18 protein-coding genes, 1 rRNA gene and 1 pseudogene are annotated in these 25,316 nt (G+C 39.6%); 10 read left to right on the top strand and 10 right to left on the bottom strand.

Going from position 1 to position 25,316, the window contains the following annotated elements:
• Positions 1–112 (bottom strand): 16S ribosomal RNA (locus H6G79_RS24165); the annotation flags it as partial.
• 303 nt (positions 113–415) lie between these two features.
• Here H6G79_RS24165 and nadC point away from each other — a divergent pair.
• The 5 genes from nadC to H6G79_RS24190 all read left to right on the top strand — a co-directional run bounded on the left by nadC (position 416) and on the right by H6G79_RS24190 (position 4,788).
• A complete protein-coding gene (gene nadC, locus H6G79_RS24170) occupies positions 416–1,282 on the top strand; it encodes a carboxylating nicotinate-nucleotide diphosphorylase (RefSeq protein ID WP_190592577.1) in 867 nt (288 codons plus the stop codon).
• 338 nt (positions 1,283–1,620) lie between these two features.
• Positions 1,621–2,169, top strand: coding sequence for a peroxiredoxin (locus tag H6G79_RS24175; RefSeq protein WP_190592576.1), 549 nt, complete (start codon positions 1,621–1,623; stop codon positions 2,167–2,169).
• A 94-nt stretch (positions 2,170–2,263) separates the two neighbouring features.
• Positions 2,264–3,616, top strand: a complete 1,353-nt coding sequence (gene gor / locus H6G79_RS24180) for a glutathione-disulfide reductase (RefSeq protein ID WP_190592575.1) — start codon at positions 2,264–2,266, stop codon at positions 3,614–3,616.
• A 109-nt stretch (positions 3,617–3,725) separates the two neighbouring features.
• Positions 3,726–4,361: a Uma2 family endonuclease gene (locus H6G79_RS24185; RefSeq protein WP_190592574.1), complete on the top strand. Its 636-nt coding sequence runs from the start codon at positions 3,726–3,728 to the stop codon at positions 4,359–4,361.
• Positions 4,362–4,419: 58 nt separating this feature from the next.
• Positions 4,420–4,788, top strand: a complete 369-nt coding sequence (locus tag H6G79_RS24190) for a hypothetical protein (protein ID WP_190592573.1) — start codon at positions 4,420–4,422, stop codon at positions 4,786–4,788.
• Here the strand turns inward: H6G79_RS24190 and H6G79_RS24195 are convergent.
• The gene (locus tag H6G79_RS24195) at positions 4,785–7,652 is read right to left on the bottom strand and encodes a CHAT domain-containing protein (protein WP_242048531.1); all 2,868 of its coding nucleotides are present in this window, start codon (positions 7,650–7,652) and stop codon (positions 4,785–4,787) included. The two genes, H6G79_RS24190 and H6G79_RS24195, sit on opposite strands and share 4 nt — an antisense overlap.
• Positions 7,653–8,054: 402 nt before the next feature.
• Between H6G79_RS24195 and H6G79_RS24200 the strand changes: the two genes are divergently transcribed.
• The gene (locus H6G79_RS24200; protein ID WP_190592572.1) at positions 8,055–8,288 is read left to right on the top strand and encodes a hypothetical protein; all 234 of its coding nucleotides are present in this window, start codon (positions 8,055–8,057) and stop codon (positions 8,286–8,288) included.
• Between the two features lie 110 nt (positions 8,289–8,398).
• Positions 8,399–9,370 (top strand): annotated as a pseudogene (locus H6G79_RS37765) (Rpn family recombination-promoting nuclease/putative transposase).
• An 89-nt stretch (positions 9,371–9,459) separates the two neighbouring features.
• On the opposite strand, the gene H6G79_RS24210 reads toward H6G79_RS37765, so the two are convergent.
• Positions 9,460–9,978, bottom strand: a complete 519-nt coding sequence (locus H6G79_RS24210; protein ID WP_190592571.1) for a GNAT family N-acetyltransferase — start codon at positions 9,976–9,978, stop codon at positions 9,460–9,462.
• Positions 9,979–10,060: 82 nt separating this feature from the next.
• Here H6G79_RS24210 and H6G79_RS24215 point away from each other — a divergent pair, with 82 nt between their 5' ends.
• Complete coding sequence (locus H6G79_RS24215; RefSeq protein ID WP_190592570.1) at positions 10,061–11,941, top strand: ABC transporter ATP-binding protein; 1,881 nt, start codon at positions 10,061–10,063, stop codon at positions 11,939–11,941.
• Positions 11,942–12,386: 445 nt separating this feature from the next.
• Here the strand turns inward: H6G79_RS24215 and H6G79_RS24220 are convergent, their stop codons facing one another.
• The 3 genes from H6G79_RS24220 to H6G79_RS24230 all read right to left on the bottom strand — a co-directional run bounded on the left by H6G79_RS24220 (position 12,387) and on the right by H6G79_RS24230 (position 15,641).
• Positions 12,387–13,364, bottom strand: coding sequence for a sucrase ferredoxin (locus H6G79_RS24220; RefSeq protein ID WP_190592569.1), 978 nt, complete (start codon positions 13,362–13,364; stop codon positions 12,387–12,389).
• 646 nt (positions 13,365–14,010) lie between these two features.
• Complete coding sequence (locus tag H6G79_RS24225; RefSeq protein ID WP_190592568.1) at positions 14,011–14,550, bottom strand: hypothetical protein; 540 nt, start codon at positions 14,548–14,550, stop codon at positions 14,011–14,013.
• 488 nt (positions 14,551–15,038) lie between these two features.
• A complete protein-coding gene (locus H6G79_RS24230; protein WP_190592567.1) occupies positions 15,039–15,641 on the bottom strand; it encodes a DedA family protein in 603 nt (200 codons plus the stop codon).
• Positions 15,642–15,967: 326 nt separating this feature from the next.
• Here H6G79_RS24230 and H6G79_RS24235 point away from each other — a divergent pair, with 326 nt between their 5' ends.
• Complete coding sequence (locus H6G79_RS24235) at positions 15,968–16,750, top strand: ABC transporter permease (RefSeq protein ID WP_190592566.1); 783 nt, start codon at positions 15,968–15,970, stop codon at positions 16,748–16,750.
• On the opposite strand, the gene H6G79_RS24240 is transcribed toward H6G79_RS24235, so the two are convergent.
• From H6G79_RS24240 to H6G79_RS24250, 3 genes are all read right to left on the bottom strand, one after another.
• Positions 16,747–18,186 (bottom strand): carotenoid oxygenase family protein, encoded by a 1,440-nt coding sequence (locus H6G79_RS24240; RefSeq protein WP_190592565.1) that lies wholly within the window; start codon positions 18,184–18,186, stop codon positions 16,747–16,749. The two genes, H6G79_RS24235 and H6G79_RS24240, sit on opposite strands and share 4 nt — an antisense overlap.
• A gap of 201 nt (positions 18,187–18,387) precedes the next feature.
• Entirely contained in the window at positions 18,388–19,473 is a 1,086-nt protein-coding gene (locus H6G79_RS24245; RefSeq protein ID WP_396019816.1) for a sensor histidine kinase, read from the bottom strand.
• On the bottom strand, positions 19,470–20,627 hold the full coding sequence (locus H6G79_RS24250) for an FIST signal transduction protein (RefSeq protein WP_190592564.1): 1,158 nt from the start codon (positions 20,625–20,627) through the stop codon (positions 19,470–19,472). Before H6G79_RS24250 ends, H6G79_RS24245 begins: the two co-directional genes overlap by 4 nt.
• A 1,061-nt stretch (positions 20,628–21,688) precedes the next feature.
• Between H6G79_RS24250 and H6G79_RS24255 the strand changes: the two genes are divergently transcribed.
• Positions 21,689–22,156: an Hsp20/alpha crystallin family protein gene (locus tag H6G79_RS24255; protein WP_190592563.1), complete on the top strand. Its 468-nt coding sequence runs from the start codon at positions 21,689–21,691 to the stop codon at positions 22,154–22,156.
• Positions 22,157–22,335: 179 nt separating this feature from the next.
• Here H6G79_RS24255 and H6G79_RS24260 read toward each other — a convergent pair whose 3' ends face one another.
• Entirely contained in the window at positions 22,336–25,311 is a 2,976-nt protein-coding gene (locus H6G79_RS24260) for a hybrid sensor histidine kinase/response regulator (RefSeq protein WP_190592562.1), read from the bottom strand.
• Positions 25,312–25,316: the final 5 nt, after the last annotated feature.

Consider the following 25,316-nt stretch of genomic DNA (forward strand, 5'->3'; position numbering starts at 1 on the left):
CTCACGCGTTACTCACCCGTCCGCCACTAAATCCCTAAAGATTCCGTTCGACTTGCATGTGTTAAGCATACCGCCAGCGTTCATCCTGAGCCAGGATCAAACTCTCCGTTTTGATTCCTTTCTTGGCTACTCTTTTCTAACCTTAGCCCGGTTATTTTATTTACTTGACGCAGGCTACTTGTGTTATTATTGCTTTCAAACTATAATCTTTTCATGGTTCGGTTCCCTTCGAGCGAGCTTCGCTTTGCAGCGCCCCCTCTCTCAGGCACTTATCCAATATAACTAACCTTCCCCTCACTGTCAACCTCTTCTCTAAAAGTTTTTCGGAATTTTTTTGTGATATTGCTAAAAAGCTTATGAGATATAGGTTTTAGGGTATAGTATTTCTGAAAGTGATTCGAGAAATAGTACGGTCGTGAATAAAGTTGGTGTTTTACCGCCTTGGCTAGTGTTAGATCCGCTATTGCGTGGCTGGTTGTTGGAAGATATTGGTCGGGGCGATCGCACCACCAATCCCCTCCTCAGTTCAAATTCGACCTTAAAAACAGCAAAATGGCTGGCGAAAGCACCAGGAATCATTGCGGGACTACCATTAGCAGCAAGGGTATTTCAGCTTTTAAATGAAGAAACTAGCTTTACGACTATTGTGGCTGACGGTGAATTTTGTGAACCTGGACAAGTAATAGCTGAAATTCATGGGTCATTAGATGCACTACTGATGGGGGAACGGGTCGCACTAAACTTAGCGATGCGTTTGAGTGGGATTGCTACGTTAACTTATAAATATGTAGAGGAAATTGCTGGTTTCCCTGTTCAGTTTGTGGATACACGCAAAACCACACCAGGGTTAAGAATCTTAGAAAAGTACGCAACTGCTGTGGGAGGTGCCATCAATCACCGTATGGGGTTGGATGATGCTGTGATGATTAAGGACAACCATATTGCTGCGGCTGGTGGGATTAAAGAAGCAATTACCCGGATTCGTTCTCAAATACCTTATCCGTTGACAATTGAAGTGGAAACTGAAACGATAGAGCAGGTAAAAGAAGCATTAGAGTATAAAGCCGACATTATTATGTTGGACAATATGGGTCTGGATATGGTGCGTGAAGCTGTGTCTCTGATTCGTCAACACAATAGTCTGGTAAAAATTGAAGCTTCGGGAAATGTCACTTTAGAGAGTATTGCTGATTTAGCGGCGACGGGTGTTGATTACATCTCTAGTAGTGCGCCGATTACTCAGTCAAAGTGGTTGGATTTGAGTATGAAGATAGTTGGATAACAGGACTTTTGCGAGTATTACCAGTAATAGTTGAGGTGTGATACTGGCATAAGTACTTTTATGACAGCGTTTTTCGGTTGATTCCAGTACAAGTTGATAGAGGCTAGGGACTAGATGAATTTACCTCATTGGGGTGAAAACCTCTGGACGGCTTGTTTTGGTTTTTATTGTCTTGACTTAAGTTTCAAGCATCTGTATTGACTCACTGGAAAGTGTGCTTGGAAATTTATGATTTTTAAGTATTTATGACTATTGCATATTTCTTAAATCAGAATTATTCTGACTTACATGGCAGAATTTAATTAACCGCCCATACATAAACTGCTGAAGAGGTAAATATGGCTGTTATCGACAGAGTTCCTGACGTTTTATTTAAAACCCGTGTGCGTGACGAGTCTGTACCTGGGCCTAATCCTTACCGTTGGCAAGACCGCACTACTCAAGATATTTTTGGTGGCAAGCGTGTTGTAGTCTTCTCTTTACCAGGAGCTTTTACTCCTACTTGTTCTACTTCCCATTTGCCACGCTATGAAGAACTATATGATGAATTCAAAGCTTTAGGCGTTGATGAAATAATTTGTATTTCTGTAAATGATGCCTTTGTCATGTTCCAATGGGGTAAACAACAAGGCGCAAATAAAGTATTTTTACTTCCTGATGGGAATGGCGAGTTTACTCGCAAAATGGGTATGTTAGTAGATAAGTCTAACCTGGGCTTTGGGATGCGCTCTTGGCGTTACTCAATGGTGGTTGATGATGGCAAAATTGAAAAGATTTTCATTGAACCAGGGTTTTTAGATAACTGTCCTACCGATCCTTTTGAAGTTTCAGATGCAGATACAATGCTGGCTTACCTCAAGGAAGCAAAGACACCTGTAACTGCTTAAATACAATAATTTGTAGTTGATAATGCGTAATTCGTAATCGTTAATTTAATTGCGAGTTACGCATTACGCATTAGTAATTATTCATGGGGGAGACATGAGTTACGATTTTGATTTATTCGTAATTGGTGCAGGTTCTGGAGGAATTGCCACTGCTAGAAGGGCGGCAGAATATGGCGCTAAAGTGGGAATTGCCGAGTTTGATAGACTGGGTGGAACCTGCGTTAATCGTGGCTGTGTTCCTAAAAAATTGATGGTTTATGCTTCTCATTTTCCTGATGTATTTGCAGAATCTCAAGGGTATGGTTGGAGTCCTGTTGAGAGTAATTTAGATTGGGAAAAGATGATTACGGTGGTGAACAATGAAGTAACCCGCCTGAATGGAATTTACCAAAGAATGTTGGATAATTCCAAAGTTGAGGTGTTGCAAGGATATGGTAAATTTGTTGACCCTCACACTATTATTGTTGGGGAACGCCAAGTCACCGCAGATAAAGTACTAATTGCTGTTGGTGGAAAACCTGTCAGACCAAATATTTTGGGAATTGAACATGCGATTACTTCTGATGATATTTTTCACCTCAAAGAACAACCCAAGCGCATCGTAATTTTAGGTGGAGGTTATATTGGTTGCGAATTTGCCTGTATTTTAAAGGGATTAGGTAGTGAAGTTACACAGGTGATTCGTGGAGATAAGATTTTGCGTGGTTTTGATGAAGATATCCGCAGTGAAATTCAGCAGTCGATGATTAACCACGGTATTCGGATTCTGAATAATATTGAACTAATTGCTATTGATAAAAGTGCAGAAGGTGTAAAGGTTACAGTCAAAGGTAGTGGAGATAGTGAGGAAACAGTAGTTGCTGATGCTGTGAGTTTAGCGGCTGTTGGTCGTAAACCCAATACCCAACATCTTGGTTTAGAAAATACCACAGTTCAGCATCGAGATGGGGCAATTTTGGTAGATGAGTACAGTCGCACCCATGAAGAAAATATCTATGCAGTGGGAGATTGTACAAATAAAATTAATTTGACTCCTGTTGCGATTAATGAAGGTCGAGCGTTGGCAGATACGGTGTTTGGTGGTAAATCTCGAATCATGAGTTATGCTAACGTGCCGACAGCTATTTTCACGACACCGGAAGCTGCAACTGTTGGTTTAACGGAAGCGGAAGCAAGAGAAAAATACGGGGATGCGGTGAAAATTTATAAATCGCGCTTTCGCCCAATGTATTACACTCTGACAGGTAAAGATGAAAAAACCTTGATGAAGCTGATCGTTGATCAGAATACTGATAAGGTCGTAGGGGCGCACATGGTGGGGAATAGTGCGGCTGAGATTATTCAAGGAGTAGCGATCGCTGTTAAGATGGGTGCTACCAAAGCTGATTTTGATGCAACTGTCGGTATTCATCCAACTTCGGCTGAAGAATTCGTGACTATGCGTTAAAAATCTCTGAGGTTGAGCAAGTGTTTGGCTGTAATAGCTATCAAGCTTGCTCAACCCAGTGTGATTTTGGGCAAGTTAAGGGTCAAGTACTATTTGGAGGCGTTAACTGATGACCCAAACCCAAGCTGAACCAAAGTTATACACCTTTGATGAGTTTATCGAATGGTATCCCGAAAAATCAGAAGTTCGTTACGAATTGCATGATGGGGTGATTGTCGAAATGCCTAAACCTACAGGCGAACATTCTGATTTAGCTGGTTTTTTGATTGAAGAATTACTCATCACAATTAGAGAGATGGGTAAGCGCAGCATTTGGACTATTCCTAAAGAATCTATTATTAAGCCGCACCGCGATAAGTCTGGATATGAACCGGACATTATTGTGTTAAATCAAGAAACTATCGATACTGAGACACGCTGGAAAAAAGAATCTGTTATTCAAAACGCGACTTCGGTAAAACTAATAGTTGAAGTAGTTTCAACCAATTGGCAGGATGATTACTACGATAAACTTCGTGACTATGAAGGTATGGGTATCCCAGAATATTGGATTGTTGATTATGCTGCACTGGGCGGGCGCAAATTTATTGGTAATCCCAAACAACCTACCATTTTTGTGTGCGAGTTAATTGACGGAGAATATCAGATGACTCCGTTTAGAGGAACAAACCGTATTATATCGCCGACTTTCCCGGAGTTGAAATTAACAGCGCAGGAGGTTTTTGACTCGGTATCATCAGATTAGGCATTCAATGTATAATTGCTGAGTATTTCGTGTCTTTATTTATTGTTCAAACTATTAAATGATTACCCTTACACCAGAGGAAATTGCTCAGTTTCGCAGCCAGTTGGTAGATAGTCCAGAGGCTTTAGCCGCTTTGGATGCAATAGAAGATTGTGAAGGCTATTTAGATGATGCAATTCCACTGCTAGTTATGCGGGAAACTGCACAGGAAGCAGATAGAGGATTGAGTGATTGGTTGGAAAAAATTCGCCAATTTGTTTGTCAAGAAGAAGTTCGAGAAGCTTTAGAATCTGGATTCATCGCTCCAATTATAGAACCATTGGCTGCAAGTGCAGGTATTCCTTTAGGTACGGCGACTGCACTTAGCCTTTTGGTGTTTAAATTGGGTGCAAAAAAGTTTTGTCAAGTACCGAAATCTGATGCTTAAAGCCCAGAAGCTATAAATCCAGCCCAATAGTAGGGATTTGCAAAAGGTAAAGGTTGACGTTGCTTGATTAGTTTCAAAGATTCTTGAAATCTGATGCGTTGTCCTACTCTTAATTGAGCCAGGACTTTTTCAATTTGGGGTTTGTGTTCCTCTAAAAATTGATCTAATCCTTCAATAGTTAAATTTCGCAGCCAGTTTTGAGCTTCCTTCAGGGCTATGGCAATATCTCCTGCTTGTAGGTTATCAAGTTTGACTAAGTTTTCGTAGAATTTAATCATTAAAAAGCTGGTGGAAATGTCATTTACTTTCCAGAGAGAACTAACAACACTGGGACTACCAGCTAACAGAAAACCGCTAGGTAAACCAATATATTCATCGCTGGTATTATTAAAATCAATCAATCCAGTTTCGCAAGCAGAAAGGGTGACGAGGCGACATTTTTCTAATTTGAGACTGAAGATTTTATCTAGGGTAAGGCATTTTTCTAAATCATGGGTTTCCCCTACTCTTATATTTAGATAACGTTCGGAATCAGGTTTTGTTGGTGTATCTGTGACGGGTGAATTTGCTAAAATTAGGGCTGATTTACCAGCGTTTGTTAAGTTAAAAAACCCGTGACAGCTAAAGTGGGCGCAGTGGTAAGTATTTAAGTCAGAATTATTAATTGCTGTGAGTGTTGCTGCTTTTTTTTGCAGGACGTTGGCAGTATTAAAGTAGCTTTGAATAACTTGTACTTCTAAATCTGTATAGTTTAAATCGCCTGTTGGGTTTTGAATCGCAAACAGGGATTGAAAATCAGGACGTTTACGCTGTTGTACCTGTTGTAGTAGTTGACAACTGGGTGCATAGCTGACACCACCAGGAAATAAATCTAGAAGACAGCGCGAGTTTTCAGAATTTTGATTTGCTGGGAGTGCATGAAGTGGGAAAAAATGCAATAAAAGATGGGGAATTAAGATGAGTTGATCGCAGTGCTTTGGTATCTGGGTTAATATTTCATCAATGTGGAGAATTGCGGCTAATTCTTGGAGTGATACTCCTAAATTATTGCGCCATTGGTCTTTTTGAGTGTAGTAATTTTGTAAATATTGATTGCCCCAATCATACAAAGCTTCTTGGTCTTCTGGTTGGGATTGCCAAACTGTTACCTCTCCTTTATTTGTGACAATAAACGCCAATATTTCATCATTAAGAACATACCACTCAATAATGACTGTATTCTCACTCAAAGTAGCCTGAAACGAATTAAAATCAAAACTATAACCAACAGGTAAATATTTGTTTTGTAATTCATTACGCTGTCGTCGCAATTCTTGGAGATGTTTTGCTAAGACTTGGGGATTTTCAGCTTTACCATTTTGGATTTGATATTGTCCTACGGCTATTTCATCCCTGTAGTTTTCTAATTGAGTGAATACTTCTGGAGGGAAGATGGTTTTAGCGTCACGTTCAAGGATTTGCTCTACTAAATTGCGAGTTTTACTGCGTTCAGCATATTCAATTGCTTCAGTAGTTTTATTTAATTGCAAGCAAACTTTTACCATGCGGCTATAAATATTGTTAAAGTGTTCCGCTTGTTTGCGTTTGGTTTCTTCACCAGATACTATTTCTTCTCGTAAAGATTCTACTGTGTCAATGGCAGATTTCAAAGTATTGTATGCTAAATCAAACTGATTTGCATTTTGGTAAGCAATTCCTCGTCCGAACAAAGTTTCTGCATGGTTTTGAGGTAAAGCCTCCCTGCTGTAGACAGTTAAAGCAGCAGTATAAGCAACGATCGCATTTTCGATATTCTCAGCCTTGTCTCCTTTGATTCTCTCCTGGTAAGCATTTGCAAGACTATTTTGCGTCATTGCCCAATCTAGAGGCAAAGCTTCTCTGGTGTAGACAGTTAAAGCCGCAGTATAAGCAGCAATGGCATTTTCGATGTTTTCAGCCCTGTTTCCTTTGAGTCTATCTCTGTAGGCAAGAGCGAGATTACTTTGTGTACCTGCCCATTTTTCAGGCAAAGCTTCCCTAGTTCCGACAGTTAAAGCCGCAGTAAAAGCAGCGATCGCATTTTCGATATTCTCTACCTTGTCTCCTTTGATTCTCTCCCTGTAAGCAAGAGCGAGATTATTTTGCGTTCCTGCCCAACCAATAGGCAAAGCTTCTCTGGTGTAGACAGTTAAAGCCGCAGTAAAAGCAGCGATCGCCTTTTCGATATTCTCTGCTTTGTCTCCTTTGATTCTCTCCCTGTAGGCATTTGCGAGATTATTTTGCGTTGCTGCCCATTCAACAGGCAAAGCTTTCCTTGTTCTGACAGTTAAAGCCACTTCATAGCCGATAATAGCAATTTCCATCTTGTTAGCTTTGCTACCCAAGGGAAATTGCGCTACTAAATTGCTAAATTCAACAATAACTGCTGCTAAATATTTCGCTTCATCTGCTGTTCCTTCCCTCAGTCTATTTGTCCCCCAACGACGTAGTATTTCTGCAAACACTCCATCAAGTTTGTCTGTATTTTGTGCCAACAAGGGGTAAACTACCTGGGGATTACCTTCGCTGTCTGCGGTTGCTTGTAACGTTTGGTATAAAAAATTAAAATATTCTTTTTCTGTGGCAGTCAATGATAATTCACTATAAACCCCAAGTTGCTGTCCCACTATATTCATTAAACGGTTAGCTTGGTCTAATCCGCCTCGGCTTAATAGATTACTTGCTATTTCCAGCATTTTTTGTATTAAGCCAGCATCAAGTAAGTCTTGGTGTGCAGCTAAAATCTCGACTTCTTCACCATTGGGAGAATCTAACAGAATGCGAATGAGGTTGAGATAGGCTTGCTGACGCTGTTCGTTCATGTGTAAGGGCGTGAAGCGCAACATAATCAAGAGACTGATTCAACGCAAACGCCCTCAATTCCAGAAAAGTATAGAATTTCATCACAGGTGACGTGTTTCTGACAACAAAAGAACCTCGTGGATGAGTAATTTTTATTTGTGAACAAATAATATACGGATTTTGCGATCGCTTGATTTCCCTAAATGCGATCGCTCATCTTTATTTTACGTACCATAAATAACAAAATATTATACATAGTATAAATTCTAGGAAAATCCTCTAATTGTCTTAATTAGCAGGAAAAATTTGTTGTCAATATTTTTGTTTTAGTGATTGACAAGTATAAAATTATACCTTAATATAAAGATATGAGAAAGGCGATCGCCCTCCGGGAAGAGTCCGCAATCGCCTTTCTTTCAACACCTAAATAGGAGTCGATTACTATCATGGCACAAGAGAGAGAAAACCCCGAAAATCAACAACCTATTGCACCGCAGTCATTTTCTAAAAGAGAACGAATTAAACATTTGTTGATTGGTTCGCCCAAAGCTGTCACCAGCACAATACACTACTTGCAGGCGATTGGTTATGCAAATGTCGGAGATTGGAGTCCATTATTACCCGCAGAAGACTCTGATGAAGTGATGAGTATTTTAATTCGGCAAATTTTTACTGCATAACTTGAAATTACAACCCCGACTCAACAATCGGGGTTGTGTTCTAATGACTGAGAGTATCAAGCGATCGCTATGGTAAATTGTGGAAGCGATCGCTTTAGTACAATATCACCTTGAGTTACGATAACACCTGCAAATACCTAGCCGAAACTTATCCTGCCGAGTTTGCCAAATGGTTACTTGCATCTGACACTACAGATAATATTCAAGTACTCAAAACCGAACTTACCCTGGAACCAATTCGTGCTGATTCGGTGACATTCCTACAAATCGCCAATCAAATCTTACACATCGAGTTCCAAACTACACCCCAATCAATACCACCACTTGATTTTAGAATGCTGGATTATTACATCAGATTAAAACGTCAATACTTCTGGTGTGAAATTTATCAAGTGTTAATCTTCTTGCAACCAACATCTTCAGAGATTGTGTATAACACTCAATACACAGACAGCAACACCATACACAAATATCGAGTGATTCGCTTATGGGAAGAAGAACCCACACTACTGTTAGCCAACCCTGCACTGTTACCACTAGCGACATTAGCTAAAAGCAACTCACCCCAAGCATTATTAGAGCAAGTGGCGGCAGCTGTCGATATGATTGAAAAACAGATGAGCGACAAAATAAGTAACCACGCAAAATTAATTACAGTCATTGCGAGCGAAGCGAAGCAATCCCAGCCCTTGCGATTGCTTCATTTCGCTTCGCTCCATTCGCAATGACTTTGTGTAATTAATTATGTTTAACTACTTATCTCAGCTTGTGTTCAAATGATAGCTGGTTTGCGGTTTGAGAAAAACTTAATTACACAAATTTTCAGGGAGGAGATTATGCAAGAGTCTGTAATTTACCAAGATATTTTGCAAAAGGGAGAAGAACGTGGAAAGAAAAAAGAAGCGTTACAACTTATCTTACGTCAGTTAACACGTCGCTTTGATGCAGTTAATCCACGGATAGAAGAGCAAATTCAGGCTTTATCTATTACTCAATTGGAAGATTTAGCAGAGGCGTTATTAGATTTTGCTAGTCAAAATGATTTAGAGAATTACTTAGTAAACCTCTCTCAATCTAGTTGATAAAATCAAGCGATCGCTATGGTAAATTGTGGAGGTGATCGCAAGCATTTTTGATTTTGTGCTGTTGAGTAGCGATCGCAATTAAATGTTTAGCTAAATTGTCTCAATTGCCACGCTTCTTGGTTGAGTGCATAGTAAACCACATCTACATTGTAGAAACGGGCGTTTTTTTCGTATTTCATGCCAACTTTTTGAATGACACGCACTGAGGCGATGTTGTCTGGATGAGCAATCGCTACTATACGATTTAATCTAGCTTCTGCAAACCCATATTTTATTGTTGCGGTGGCGGCTTCCGTGCAAATTCCCATATTCCAGTAAGATTTATCCAACACGTAACCCAGTTCAACTTCTGAGGTATTGTCCAAAAAACCTAGCCCGCAACGCCCAATCAGTTTACCGTTATCTTTGTAAACTACTGCCCACATACCAAAATTATGTTGTTGCCAATGCTGGATATGTTTGTGTAAGCTGGCTTGTGTTTGTTCCTTATTTCTTGGGGAGAGGTATTTCATGACTTCTGTATCACTGTATATACGGAACAGATCATCAAAGTCATCTGTGACGAAGTGTCTTAACCGCAGCCTGGGAGTTTCTATCTCTGACATATCATTAAACCGCAGGTGTGGGTGCTACATTAAATAAGCGTGTTTTCCCAGTGCAAAATCCAATTAATTTCATGCTCCCATTATGAGCATCTACCAACCCCGAAAAAAATCTTACAGAAGAGAGCGATCGCATAGCAATGACTGGCGATTATTTTTACGTTTAGTTCCCTATGCCCGCCGTCATCTTAGATTGCTGACTTTGGCAATAATCTTGCTTGTGCCGATCGCCTTAGCAAGTGCCATACAACCATTGTTGATTGGGCAAGCTATTTCTCTGATTCGCAATGAGCCAAGTACTTATGAGTTTCTCAGGAATCTGCCGTTATGGCAAGGCATCAATATTCTGGAAGGCTTTATATTGGTTGCCATTGTCACCCGATTATTTTTCACCAGTATTCAAGGCTATCTACTCCAGAAATTAGGACAAAATATCACAGCCGCCATTCGACAGGACTTGTTTAAGCATGTCACATCTTTGGCAGTCCGCTTTTTTGACCGTACACCCGTTGGCAAATTAATTACCAGACTCACCAGTGATGTAGAAATTTTGGGAGATGTATTTTCTACTGGAGCAATTGGCATAGTCTCCGATATATTTTCGATGGTGGTGATTATTGGGATTATGTTGTCTATTCAGTGGCAACTTGCTTGTTTGCTGCTGTTAATCTTGTTACCTGTTACCTGGTTAATTATTTACTTTCAGCAACAGTACCGCAAAGCCAATTACAAAGCGCGAGATGAACTATCGTTGTTAAATTCCCAGCTACAAGAAAATATTGTTGGGATTAATGTAGTGCAGTTGTTTCGGCGAGAAAAAATTAACGCAGAGTTGTTTCGTACTGTTAACAACCGCTACGTTGACCAAATGGATCAAACCATATTTTATGATTCAGCCGTTTCAGCTACCTTGGAATGGATTGGCTTAGTTGCGATCGCTGGTGTATTGTGGATGGGTGGTTGGTTACTTTTAGAACAAAGCTTGACATTTGGTGTCTTGTCTGCCTTTATTCTGTATGCCCAGAGATTATTTGACCCATTGCGAGATTTTGCAGAGAAATTTACCGTTATTCAAGCGGGCTTTACGGCGATTGAACGAATTAACGATATTTTAGATGAACCGATAGAAATCCGCGATCTTAATAATCAACGCTTCTCAGTTTTTGATCATAGCTTCGGTTACATAGACGAAATCATTGCTGAAATGGAAGCACAAACCTTCAATTCAGCCCCAGAATTAGGAGAAATTCGCTTTGAGCATGTCTGGTTTGCTTACAAAGACGATGATTTTGTCATCAAAGACTTAGACTTTGTAATTCGTCCCGGTGAAAAAATCGCCTTAGTCGGCCCCACAGGCGCAGGTAAAAGTTCTATTATTCGCCTGCTGTGTCGTCTTTATGAACCCACCCAAGGACGAATTTTAATTGATGGAGTAGATATTCGAGAAGTTCCCCAGGCAGACTTACGCCGCTATATGGCCGTAATTTTACAAGAAGGCTTTTTATTTGCTGGCGATGTCAAAAGTAACATCACTCTCGGAGACAGATACACATTCGAGGAAATTGAATTAGCTGCACAAAATACCAACATTGCTCAGTTTATTGAAGAATTACCCCAAGGTTACAATACTCAATTGCGAGAACGCGGCACAAATCTTTCTAGCGGACAGAAACAACTATTAGCCTTCGCCCGTGCTGCTATTCGTAGCCCCCAAATTCTTGTATTAGACGAAGCAACCGCTAGTTTAGATGTGAATACAGAAGCATTAATTCAGCAGTCACTCAATCAACTTTTAGTCAGACGTACTGCAATTATTATTGCTCACCGCCTATCTACAATCCGCAACGTAGACCGCATCTTTGTTCTCAAGCGGGGTGAATTAATTGAACAAGGTAGCCACGAAGAACTGTTAGAACAAGGAGGGATGTATGCAACCTTACACAACTTACAGATGTTAGGAATTTAATCTCATGATTCTATAGAGTGGAAATATAAACTTCTACACTATAGCAATCCTATCTGAGTTGTAAAAAATTATTATTTTTAACGAACCGCAAAGGGCGCATAGACGCGATAGCGGCTTCCCGAAGGGTAGGACACAAAAAAAGAGAAGGAAGAAAAGAAAGAGAATTTCACAAATGATTTAGGATTGCTATATATATATGAGAAGTAGGTGAACAAGACGCATTTCGACTTCTCCCCAAGGGAGACGCTACGCGAACGCTCAATGCTCAATAAGATGACTAGAAGAAAGTTGAGCGAAGCGATGCACTGAGCTTGCCAAAGTGTGGATACTGAGCGCAGTCGAAGTATCCACACTTCGGTAATCTGATTTCTACTTATTTCTTTGATTATTAACTCAATTTTTATCAATAAACATAATTATTGGTAGATGAGTAACCCTGGAATTTTTATTGAGCAAAACTAACCACCTTTGTAGAGGATAGCCAGACATTAGCTATAGCATATTTAACTAATACTGACTCTTTTTGAGAATTACAAGCACTTCTGAGTTTAATAGATTTATGACTATCCTGAATGAGTTGAGCTTGATAGGTATAGAGAGAACCATCAGGACTTTCGCAACTGATTTCACCAAGAAATGTCTGATTATCTAAACTTTGTTCCAGGATTTTGCCGGAGACTTTGTAATTAAACCAATCCCAGCCATGATGTAAGATTAATTCTCGTTCTAAAACCTGTAACTGAGTTGGTAAAATTCCCCATCCACGATAAACTTTTTCCAAACAGTGAATGTCGCCAGTACGGGTTAATATTGCTTGGAATGTTTCTTGGTCAAGAACACCATAATATCTGCCTTCTGGTAAGTCGATGGCTGTTGGTGCAAAACGGTGTCCGCCAAAATGACTAGATTTCCACAAGCGCACATTATCTAATTGCAAATCAGCTACCGTATGAGCAGCGTGGAAGTAAAAAGGATTGCCATATCTAGCACAGCATTTATCATGACTACCATGAGTACACACTAAAATATCTCTTGTTGCGTCTGTATATACTTGATAATCAGTAGTGCTATGTGCTAACCATTTTTTGACAACACCTGCGACTAACTCGATATTTGGTAAGTGAAATTCATACTTACAGTATCCATGACTTAAACCCTGCTTTTTTTGATAAATTAACAGTGTTGTTTCGTCTGCTTTATGGGATACATCATTAGCAATTAATAGAAATCTAATTGGTAGTTTTGCACGGGTAATTTCTTCTACCAAAAGTTGTAAGTTTTTAGGAACCCAGCGAGAATTAAAAGCTTCTGTAGTCCAAGGTGGTGGACACTCAACTAAAATATATGTTTCGTAATTGGTAGCACTACCAATTAATTCTTCACCTACTTGTCGCGCATAGTCAGAACAAAAAAAGGTATTCATCGAACTTATCTCGTTTGTTGGCTTTACAGATAATGAAGGCGTAAACAAAATTGTGTTGATGACTACAATTTATTCATCTCCACAAGATAAACAAAAATAATCTGCATTTACGGCTTAAAAGCAAACTGCCACTTTATAACATTCTTTCTCAACAAAAACTGTCTAGTTAATAAAATCTCTACAATATTGTCAGCTAAATTCCAAAAAGTTATTGCTGTACTTTTCAGGAAAAATTTTAAATTTTTGATTAAATTATGACTGTGGCGAGTGTACAAGAGTAGCATCTTGTCTTTAGATAGCGATTCTTTCCGTATTTTGTACAGTTCACGGAAGTCGCTCACTTGTAAAGTTCTAATTTTAACTACCATATTGCAAATATTTCTCAATAAATGATTAAAAAAAGAGTTTAAAAAAATTCCTAAATGTAAGATAAGATACTGTTTGTAGATAAAACTAGAGTCTTATCTACATAATTGAACTTTAAAGAATCTATCTTGACTGTAAATGAGGCTGTTAAAGAATGCAAGTTTTTGAGATTGTTTGTTGCATTTTGCTGTATTTATCAGTTTACGACAGCAAGCATAACTCCAACACTCAGAGTTTCTAGCCTGATCATAAATATTTTCAATCTAGTTGATACTATTTATCAATTATCACTAATTACAGGCGCTGAATTAACTTCCCAGCGAAATAGCCGAGGAAGTTGGGCTACATCTATGGCGTAATTGACAATCCATAGCACCAGTTCCAAAATCAGTAAATATCGCACCCAAAGTAGTTCTGTCTGAGAACCCAACAGCGTCAAACCTTCGTAAAGTTGCCAAAAACGATAGGGGAGGTAGATATAGGGAACCATTACCCAGACAACATGTTGTAGTTTTCTCAGGGTGAAGGTTTCAAAAAAAATTTGCCAAACCAAGATAATAAAGTACCAGCCCAGTACAGCTAACACGATGCCCTGTTTCCACCATACGCCCCACAGGAGCATAATTAGTAGTGGTAGTAGTACACCGAGTATTTGCATCGTTAAAAACCACCACTTATACCACCAAGGAAAAGGTAAAGGTACAGTATATGGCTTGGCGTTTTTCCAGCCCCAACTAATTACCCCAATCAAAAATGTGGAAACTGTAAAAAACAGCAGGTTTTCCCGTAAGAGATAGAGATTGATGTTCCAAGCATTCATAAATTTATTTTTATTCTCAGGCGTTGAGAGTTCATTCTCCTGAAGACAGAAATTACAGCACTTTTGAAGTAAGTGAGGTACAGCATGAGTAATAATACCAATTCGCAATTCGCAATTCGCAATTAAGAAATCTAGCTCCAGTAAGACTTTCTTTATTTCTATCTGTTGCATTCTTTTCTTAAATTGGTATAAGAATAGTAGGTTGGGTGTAGCGATAGCGTAACCCAACAAAGTATGCGTGAATGTTGGGTTCCGTTCCTCCACTCAACCTACACCAGTCTAAGTTGTTGCCTTAACTGAACTGTATTGGTATACAAGACTCATATTTAATTTGTGAAATACACGTAGGATATGTTGGCGACAGCGTAACACACATCTAATAGAAAAGCTTTTGGTGCGTTACAGCTTGCGCCTAACACACCTTACATATACTCAGACAGAAATTCTAGTTGACGTTTAAGCGATCGCAATACCAATAATCCAATTTACTAGTTTTTAGCTCTGTTTTCTTGAACTAGATGCACAATCGAAGGGACTAAAGAAATCACAATAATCATTCCAATAATCGGCAACAAATATTTATCTACTTGTTCAGCAGGTAAAGTTTTTCCTAAGAAAAAGCCTAATAAAGTCATCCCCACAGTCCAAAAAAAGCCACCGATGAGGTTATAAAACATAAAAGTTTGATACTGCATAGCACCCAAGCCAGCAACAATTGGGGCAAAAGTCCGCACTATCGGAACAAACCTAGCTAAAACAATAGTTTTTTTGCCATGTTTTTGATAGAATTTCTGCGTTTTAACGACGTGTTTTTTATGAAAAAATAAAGAATCTTCTTTCTGAAATAATTTTCTGCCAAATCTATGCCCCGTAGTGTAACCAATGTTGTCGCCTAAAACTGCACAAATAAATGCACCAATAATTAAAACCCAAATATTCAGTAAATGCTGAGAAGCCACAAATCCGGCTGTAAATAATAAACTATCGCCTGGAAGAAAAAAACCAATAAGTAATCCTGATTCAGCAAAAATTATTGCCCAGACTCCAAAGTAGCCGATAGATTTAATTAATTCTGGTAAATCAAAGTGCATAAAACCTCACGTTTTCAAGAATAAGCAATTATATATAGGAATCCGATTTGATTTCTGAATCTAGTTGTGTAGGCAGGGAGTAGGGAATGGGGAGTAGGGAGTAGAAAAGAAGCTTGACCTGGGTGTACTGATTTTTTTCATAAATCAAATATGAGTCCTATATATAGCAGTTTTAGTTGATGTGTGAATAACAGAGACAAGGGAGATAGATGTTTATACATCCTTTAGGATTGCTATATTGTCATTAAGTAAAATTATTATGTGATTCAGATTATAAAGGTTGTGTCAGTTGCTAAATTAATTGTGTAATGAGATGTTAGACGAAGATGAGTAGATATTGGAAATTAATCCGGCTATTTTGGACTACCTCCTTAGCGGCAGAGATGGAGTATCGACTTAACTTTGTAGTTGCTGCACTTACTAGTTTGGGTAATTTAGGCGGAAGTATTTTTAGCTTGTTTTTGTTTTATCGTACTGGCTATACTTTTGCGGGTTGGTCATGGGAAGCAGCTTTGATTGTGTTGGGAATTTTTACGATTCTACAAGGTTTTTCTGCGACATTTTTGGCTCCGAATTTAAATAAAATTGTGAGTCATGTGCAGGTAGGGACTTTAGATTTTGTACTCCTCAAACCGATTCGCAGTCAATTTTGGCTATCTACTCATACTCTTTCACCGTGGGGATTACCGGATCTAATTTTAGGTAGTTTGATTATTGGCTATGCAGGCAATCGCCTGGGCTTGGGAATTGATAATTATCTCCTAAGTGCCGTACCTTTGTTATTTGGGATAGTAATTCTTTATAGCTTGTGGTTTATGCTGGGAGCTACTAGCATTTGGTTTGTGAAAATTTACAATGCCACGGAAGTGCTGCGGGGTTTGTTGGAGGCTGGTAGATATCCAATGGTGGCTTACCCCGCAGCTTACCGCTTTTTCTTTACCTTTGTAGTACCAGTAACTTTTTTAACCACTGTGCCAGCAGAAGCGATGCTGGGACGAGTGCAGTTTAGTTGGTTGATAGGTGCGCTGGTGTTAGCAATTGTTTTGTTTTGGCTGTCTACTAAGTGGTGGCGGTTTGCTTTGCGTTTTTATACGAGTGCTTCGAGTTAGGTTGATGATGCAGCTTTCCAAGTGCCGTGGAAACTGTGGGGAATAACGCTGGGTAAACTTAATTTACAGACTGGTTCTGCGTCTAGGCGATCGCTATCAAAGATCCAAACTTCGCTAGTATGAGAATTGCCATCATAGACAACAGTGAGTACCCAACTTTGTTGCGGGTGATGAATATCTTGCACAGCTAAGGGTTCTGAAGGATAACGATTTTCGCCCAGGTTGGCTTCGGTGAGGGTATGGGTATTGTGATCAAAACGGGCGATCGCATTTAATAATTCTTGACTAATATCTGTACCTTGACGAAATAAACTCATATAGGTGTAGCGCGAGTTCTGCCCAACATTTGGCGCTGGTACATTGGGAAACTCGCCAGTCCGGTCTAATAAAGTTTCAATTGTTGTCACCTTGCCAGTTTGGGGTTGCAGCACAACTCGCGTCAATGTATTTTTGGCAGTTGTCTGAGTTTTTCCAGCCACAACTTCTTGAAGATATTGATTAGTTTGAAAGTCATCATAGCGGGTAAAATCCACAATTACTGCGCCGCTAGAATCAACATAACCATTGGCAAAATGCCATTGATACCAAGGTTCAGTTTCTCCGTGACTGACTAAAGTCAAAGTTTCACGGTCAATGACTAAAATTTGTGTGCCTAAATTTGGTCGCCACTTGAGTGCATCACTATAACTGCTGGTTCCCAAAACGATAGGTAACAAATTCAACCGCACGGCTGGAATAAAAAACACCAGATATTGTCCTGCTAAAACAAAATCATGAATTAGCGGCAAACCTGTTAATGAAAACTGAGCTTTTTGAATAATTTTGCCAGTCCTATCACTTTTGTAAACATTCAGCGTGGCATTTAACCCCAGACTCACGCCAAAATTAAAAATCTCCTGAGTTGAAAAATCAACCTTTGGGTGAGCAGAATAAAATAATCCCGGCTTTAAACCACCTAAATCATCTAAACCTTGGGTTTCTAAGGTGGCTAAATCAAGTCTGTGGGGATGTCCACCTTCCCAAAGTGCTAAGAGTTTATCTGGTAAAGCCAATACAGAAGTATTCGCAGCATTTTTTACTGGTTTGCGCCATTGATGCCAAATTGCCCCCGGTGCAGTCATACCATAATTGCCGTAAAGCCATTTCCCGGCGGCGGTTTCGGCTTGATAACCCGCAGTTTGTACATAACGATAAACTCCTGTGGCTCCAGCAGCATTAAAATTAACTGCGAGAATTGCCCCATCGCCGTCAAACCAGTGTCCTACATGGATATTGCCCCGTTCTAAACGTCCTGGGCCATTGCGGTAGAGTGTGCCGCGTAAACCTTCTGGGATTTTGCCAGAGAGAATTGGTAATGGTGTGAGAGGAAATTCTGTTGCTGGTTGAGATATTGCCCCTGCCCAGGCTTTTTTAGTTGATTTCTGCTCAATAATCATTCTAAATTTTGATGTTGAAGTGAAATAAATAGGACTTACGCATAAAAACGAAAAATCAAGGGTTTTGGCGAGGGTGCAAGGGTACAGGGTATAGGGGTGTATATATCTAAAACCCTTACGCCACACCCTTACACCCAATCTTCATAGACAATCTTTGTGCGTAAGTCCTGATAAATAGTGCCTGGAGGCTATGCAATGGAACTAATTAAGAGATTGTCTGAGAGGAATTTGAATGACAAATTCTGTTCCTTGTCCGGGTGTCGAAAAAAATTCTAACTTACCGCCATGTTTTTCTGTCACAATTTGGTAACTGATAGCCAGTCCCATTCCTGTTCCCTTACCAATAGGTTTTGTGGTGAAAAATGGGTTAAAAATTTGTGTCTGAATGGCGGCGGGAATGCCATTGGCATTATCAGCGATCGCAATTTTGACCCACTTGGAATCAATTAAGTCAGTACGGATTGTAATGCAACTGGGATGATTCTCGATTGCTTGATAAGTTCGTTTGGTATTAAATTCTGCGATCGCATCAAGGGCATTTACCAGAATATTCATAAATACCTGATTCATCTGCCCAGCGTAGCACTCTACATCTGGTAAATCACCATATTCTTTAATAATTAAGATTTCTGGGTTTTGCTCATTAGCTTTCAGACGGTGTTGCAAAATCAACAATGTGCTATCAATTCCTTCATGAATATCAACTGCTTTGAACTCACTTTCATCTAACCGAGAAAAGTTCCTGAGTGATAATACTATTTCCCGAATGCGTTCTGTCCCAATATTCATTGAGTACAGTACCTTAGTGACATCTTGTTTGAGAAACTCTAAATCAATGATGTGACTTTCTTTTTGAATTTCGGCTGGCGGGTTAGGAAAGTAATGCTGATAAAGTTGAAGCAGACGCAGCAAGTCATCAACATAGCCCTGGATATGACTGAGATTGCCGTAAATAAAGCTTACAGGATTGTTAATCTCGTGAGCAATACCCGCTACCATTTGACCCAAAGCCGACATTTTTTCGCTTTGAATCATCTGAACTTGCATTTGATGCAAACTATATAAAGTATTTTCTAACTCTTGGCTTCTTTGCTGTAAATTATTCTGTGATGTTTCTAACTCACAAATGACTTTTTTGAGTAAAAATTCTTTAGTCGCAATATCAGATTCTACCTGCCTACGTTCAGTTTCGCAGCGTTCCAACTTTTTTCGCAAGATTCGGTTTGTCTTTTCCAACTCTTGCATTTGTATGGAATTAGGATAATCATCCATACGTCCATTACTCATTTTGTTCCCATTAGCAGTGTGACAAAGGTTTTGTTATGAAATTGAGTTTGGCCTTTAGTCATCAAAGGTGCAATTTCACCATAAGCATAAAAACCACAGCAAGGTAAAGTTGGTGGTAAGTGAGTTTTGACAAGTTTATACTCTTCACTAGCCATAGTTCCCAAAATTCGCCGTCTAGCAGCACAAGATATAAGTAAAGCCGCCGTTGGTTCTAACCCAGGATAATTAACAAGAGCATTTTTCAAAGATGCCTCAGAAGCTAATAGAATATCTTGACGGTTTGCATCAGTAATCTGGACAATAGCTTGTTCGGGAATATCTGAGAAAAAAGTCACACTACCAGATTCTTGATCGTAGCCATTGGGCGCACGCATATAAAAATGTTCTTGATCCTCAAAAACGGCTAGGGCGTGAATTGCATAGTTGGCTGTAAATCGTTCTTCGCCTAGATAGTGCTGATAGAAATCTAATGCACGTTGTCCATCAATTTCATAGACGACATTACCATCTACTTTTGTGACACAACTACGTTGACTAATAGGAGTCCAGCCACTAGCTACTCCGTGGGAAAATAATAATTTTCCATAAAATATTAATACTGGAATTGAATCATTTAAAACTTCATCTTGAAAAAATTGGTAGGTTTTGTCAAAGGTATAATCATCAGCAGACATACCGCCAATAATGGGAATCTGCCCTCCAAGACTTTGTTTTAAACCTTCTAAAATTAACACTCCATTACTGGTTAAACTATCGGGAAAGGTCAAGCATAATTGTGGTGTAGATGTAGTATGGGCTGTTGCTTGAGCGATCGCTTGTTGAGCAGACAAAGCCGGATTTTTCGATGCTTCTCGTCCCACACCTGCGTAAATTTCCACTTCGTCTGTAGCAAAGAGCATTAAAGTTAAAGAATCTTGTTGAAATTCCAAAATTGAGGATATTTCGCCATTCGTAGTGCCACCAATTAACTGAATTCCTGGAAAAATTCGTTGAATATGTTGCAAAATTAAAGTATGTTCAAAGTCAATCGCACTGAATAAAATTCCCGCTTGGGGAATTAACCCACCGAGAGAAGTGGTACATTTTTGAATAACTTCTGCGATCGCATTTTCAGAATCAGGATCATTACTGTGTCCTACAACAACTTGAAACATAACACCTCATTATCAGTTTTATTGATGATTCTCAGAACTTAGGTAGAAAGTTTCCTGTTGATATGGGTGTAAGATTTCCGTTTATCTACAACCTATACCCCTGTACTCTTGATGCAGTCCTTATTTTTTGTCTGACTGCATAAGTGATCACTGTGTTAACCCAATTTAGATGTCAACACATCACAACCTATAGCAACCCTAAATGAATTACAAACAAATCTACTCCCCACTCCCTACTCCCTATTCCCAGCCTCAACCAATAATTTAAAAATCAAATAGGATTGCTATATATTTAGATTGCCCACTTACACACACTAAATCTCTATTCAGCTAAACTTTGATCAATAGAATACACACATAGAGCGTGCAAGTATCAAATAAATTAATAGTAATATCTTGTTCAACGAGACGAGGGTTACAGCCAAGAGTAAGGAGTAATGATAAATACCCCTTATACCAATTCTTCATGAAGCGCCAAAGCAGAGAATAAAGTGCATCTTCAACAAGAAAAGGTATTATTTATAAGACTTAGGCAAAATCATGAAAAAGCGTAGACGTTTTCTTCGGCTACCCGCAGGTTAGAACACAAAGTTAGAAGAGTTTGATATAGTTCAGGACTTACGCAAAATCATGAAAAAACGTAGACGCGCAAGCGGCTTCCCGCAGGGTACCGCAAAGAGCGCATAGACGCGATAGCGGCTTCCCGCAGGGTAGGACACGAAGTTAAGAGGATTTGAGAGGGTTATTGCGTAAGTCCTATAGTTACGGCATAACTTTTAACTCATTACTTATTACTCACTACCCCCATTACTTAGAAAAAGCGAAACTAACTTTACTGAGCGAAAAGGTACAAAATCAAAACTATATTAAGTGGGTACGGTTATTGCGATCGCACTTTGTTATAAAACCGAACCTCTAGCTAGAATATTTTAAGCTAAAGTGTAATCAAGAAGCTTGAGATTAGGCTTGATATTCCAAAAAGATTCAACTATTACTGACCGACAAATAAGCCTGTAATTAAGCTTCATTATCCCAAATCTTTCATTTTAGGGGTGATAGATATGGCACTTATTCGTTGGGAACCGTTTCGTGATATTGAACGCCTAGAACCATTCCGAGAACTGGAAACTTTACAAAGGCAAATGAATCGTTTGTTTGACAGACTAACACCTACAAATGGTGGTGAAAGAACAGCATTTAATTTTGTCCCGGCTGCTGAAATTGAAGAAACAGACGATACCATTCATCTGCGGCTAGAAGTACCAGGACTAGATGCCAAAGATATCAATGTTGAAGTTACACCAGAAGCAGTTTCTATTAGTGGTGAACGTAAATCTGAAACTAAAATTGAGGAAAAAGGCATCAGTCGTTCGGAATTCCGTTATGGCAGATTTCAAAGAATAATTCCATTACCTTCTTTAGTTCAACATGACAAAGTAGAAGCGGAATATAAAGATGGTATTCTGCGGTTAACTTTGCCAAAATCAGAAGCAGAAAAACAAAAAGTAGTCAAGGTTAATATCGGTTAACATCCTTCAAGATAAAACAGGACTGAAGCATTAAGATCAGTTGTGCTAGAGACGTTGTATACAACGTCTCTACTTGATTTTATAGAAAGGAGGGAAAATTCCCGCGATCGCAGTAATGAGTAATGAGTCATAAGTAAATTTATGACTCATTACTGAATCCTCAGTGCTGTAAGTCCTATTTAATTAGAAGCTGCACTCTCGGCTATATTACCAATGAGTTGTTCTAGGGTACGGAGTAGTTCTTGCTCATTATAAGGTTTAGAAAAATAAGCCCTAGCACCTAGCTGCATTGCCATTCGGCGATGTTTATCGCTACTACGGGAAGTCAGCATAGCAACGGGGATATTTTTCAAATCACCATTGTTTTTGACTTTGCCTAAAAATCCATACCCGTCCAGACGCGGCATTTCAATATCACAAATGACGGCGGCAATTTGTAAGCCTGTTTCGAGTTTTTCTAAAGCGTCTTGTCCGTCTTTGGCTTGTTCTACTTGATAGCCACCTTTTTCTAAGGTAAGTGCTAAGAAACGGCGGACGTTAATAGAGTCATCGATGATTAAAATCTTGCCTTTGGGCTTGGGAGGTAAGGCTGCAAGTTTTTCGCTGTCAACGAACAGGAAGGGTGTTTTTAATCGGACGGAGGGTAATTGATTGTTTTTCGGGGTATTTTGATTGGTAGCAATCCAATAGAGTAATTCATTCGCACTGACTAAGGCCACAACTCTGCCATCACCGAGAATTGTGCAGTTACTAAAGCCTTCTGGTAAGGGTATATTCCCTTCAACTTGGCGGATAGCAACTTCTTGTTCACCCCAGCAACGGTCTACTTGAATGGCAACTGTTTGATTGTTACCTTTAACGATTAAGACGCTGTTGGCGTTGATGGCGGCGGGAGTTTCCAGTTCGGGACTGTCGTAGCGGGGACAGTTAAATTCCAGATATTGTCCCAGGCGAATTAATGGCAGCATTGTACCTTGCCAGTTGATGACTTCGCTACCTCCCATTGAGATGATGCGATCGCTTTGGAGTAAAAATACTTCTGAGATGACATCGGTGGGAAATGCCAGCAATATTTTACCTGTTTCGACTAACAGCACTCTCGCCACAGATAAGGTAAAGGGTACTGATAAGGTGAAAGTCGTACCAACGCCGGGTTCAGTGTCAACTGTGATATCGCCACGTACCAGTTTCAGGTTGTTGCGTACCACATCCATCCCTACACCACGCCCAGATAAGGCGGTGACTGTTTCGGAGGTACTAAACCCTGGTTCAAAGATTAGTGATAGTAGTTCATCATCACTGGCACTTTCTAATAATGAACTATCTAACCCCATTGCTAAGGCGCGAGAACGAATTTTTTCTAAAGAAATTCCGCGTCCATCATCGCGCATACTAATAATAGTTCGATTACTGCGATGAGTGGCGTGAATTTCGATTAATCCTTGTTCTGGTTTACCTAAGTGGTGGCGGGTGGCTGGTTCTTCAATGCCATGATCAAAAGCATTTCTTAATAAGTGCATTAAGGGGTCATTTAATGCTTCTAAAATGCTGCGTTCAATTAAAGTATTACCGCCTTCAATTTTTAGCTGGACATTTTTGCCATACTCGACATTTAAGTCACGGATAGCTCTAGGAAAACGCTCGACTAATTCGGAAATTGGTCGCATCCGCACTTGATTGAGTTTGGTTTGTAATTGCTTGGATGTTTTGTTTAATTTGCGAGCAATTAAATCGGCATCATCGGCACTTAATTGAATGTCGGTGGAGACTTCTTGCACCTGGACAATTGTTTCGGCGATATCTTGCGATCGCAAATGAATTTCTTCGAGAGAGTGATGCGTGGTGGATAAGGGCTGAGTAGTGAGTACTGAGTGCTGAGTATCTATTTCTGAACTGTTATTTTGCCGGATACTAGCTGATATCACACGGTTATACGCCATGCGTAATTCTTGATTTTCTCTATCCAGATTCTGCACTCTCTGTCCGAGATTACGTGAGAGTTTACGTAATTTTTCTAGTTGCGAATGCAGTCCGTTTCTCTGGACAATTAGTTCACTAAATAAATCATTAATTTGTTCTAGTTGTTTACTAGGAACTCGGACTGTATTTTCGGAATGTTCGCGGTCTTTGCTGGGAGCAATTAATTCAGTTTTATGTTCAGCAATAATATTGTTAATTTCCGGCAGATTCACAGGATGAATATCTGCTTCTACAGGTACAAAATTACTTGCAGCTATTTCGATTTCTTGGTGAATTACAGGTATTTCGACTAATTCTATTTCTGGGTGAACGCCGTTATCTGTCGCCAAGAATTGAGCGATGGCATCTGCGGTTGACAGTGGCGCAGTTTGATTATAAGTTGTGGAAGTAGTTGGTATTTCACTCAACTCAATTGCCCTAGGTAGACTATCGAGTTGATTGGTTAAAACTAAAGCTTGCGATCGCCGCCATGTTTGCAATGCTATCTGAGCAATGTCTGAGATGCGCTCTGGTGCGGCAGATTCTATTGTTTGTTTGATAGAATCACACAGTTGGCTAAAGGCTGACAATTGCAGCATTTCTCCCAAACCGCCTAATTCCGCCGCCATAATCGCCACTTCTTCCTGCAAGCAAGGTTGTTGACTATCAGCCAACACAGCTTCTAAACGTTGCAAACAACCTTCGACTTCGGTTTCAAATAACAAAGGAATAATATTCTGTCCATCTTCTGGGGACAACATTGTTGTCGCATCTTCGGGAGTAGGATCACCCAAACGTTGATAAAGTTCATCAAAAACAGGATAACAAAAACTCGTTAACCATTCTTCTTCTATAGCACTTTGGGTTGATAATAATTCAACAATTTGCCGCATCCAATCAATTGCTGAAAGTAATAAACTTTGCAATTGTTGGTCAATTTCTAAAGAACTTTTGCGGGTTTTTAAAACTTTAAAGGCATCTTCTAAACGGTGTGCTAAATCACTTAACACCCGAAATCCCATCATTGCCGCACCACCTTTAATAGAGTGGGCAGCGCGGAGTGCGCCATTAATTTTTTCTAAATCTATACGATGGCTGGTATCGATTTCTAGTAAGACTGCCTCTAAGGTATTGAGGTAATCTGTGGCTTCTTCCAGAAATTGCATCTGGATTTCTAATTCTTTATCTTGTGACATGATTT

Source organism: Anabaena sp. FACHB-83, from assembly GCF_014697485.1.
Classification (GTDB): domain Bacteria; phylum Cyanobacteriota; class Cyanobacteriia; order Cyanobacteriales; family Nostocaceae; genus Nostoc_B.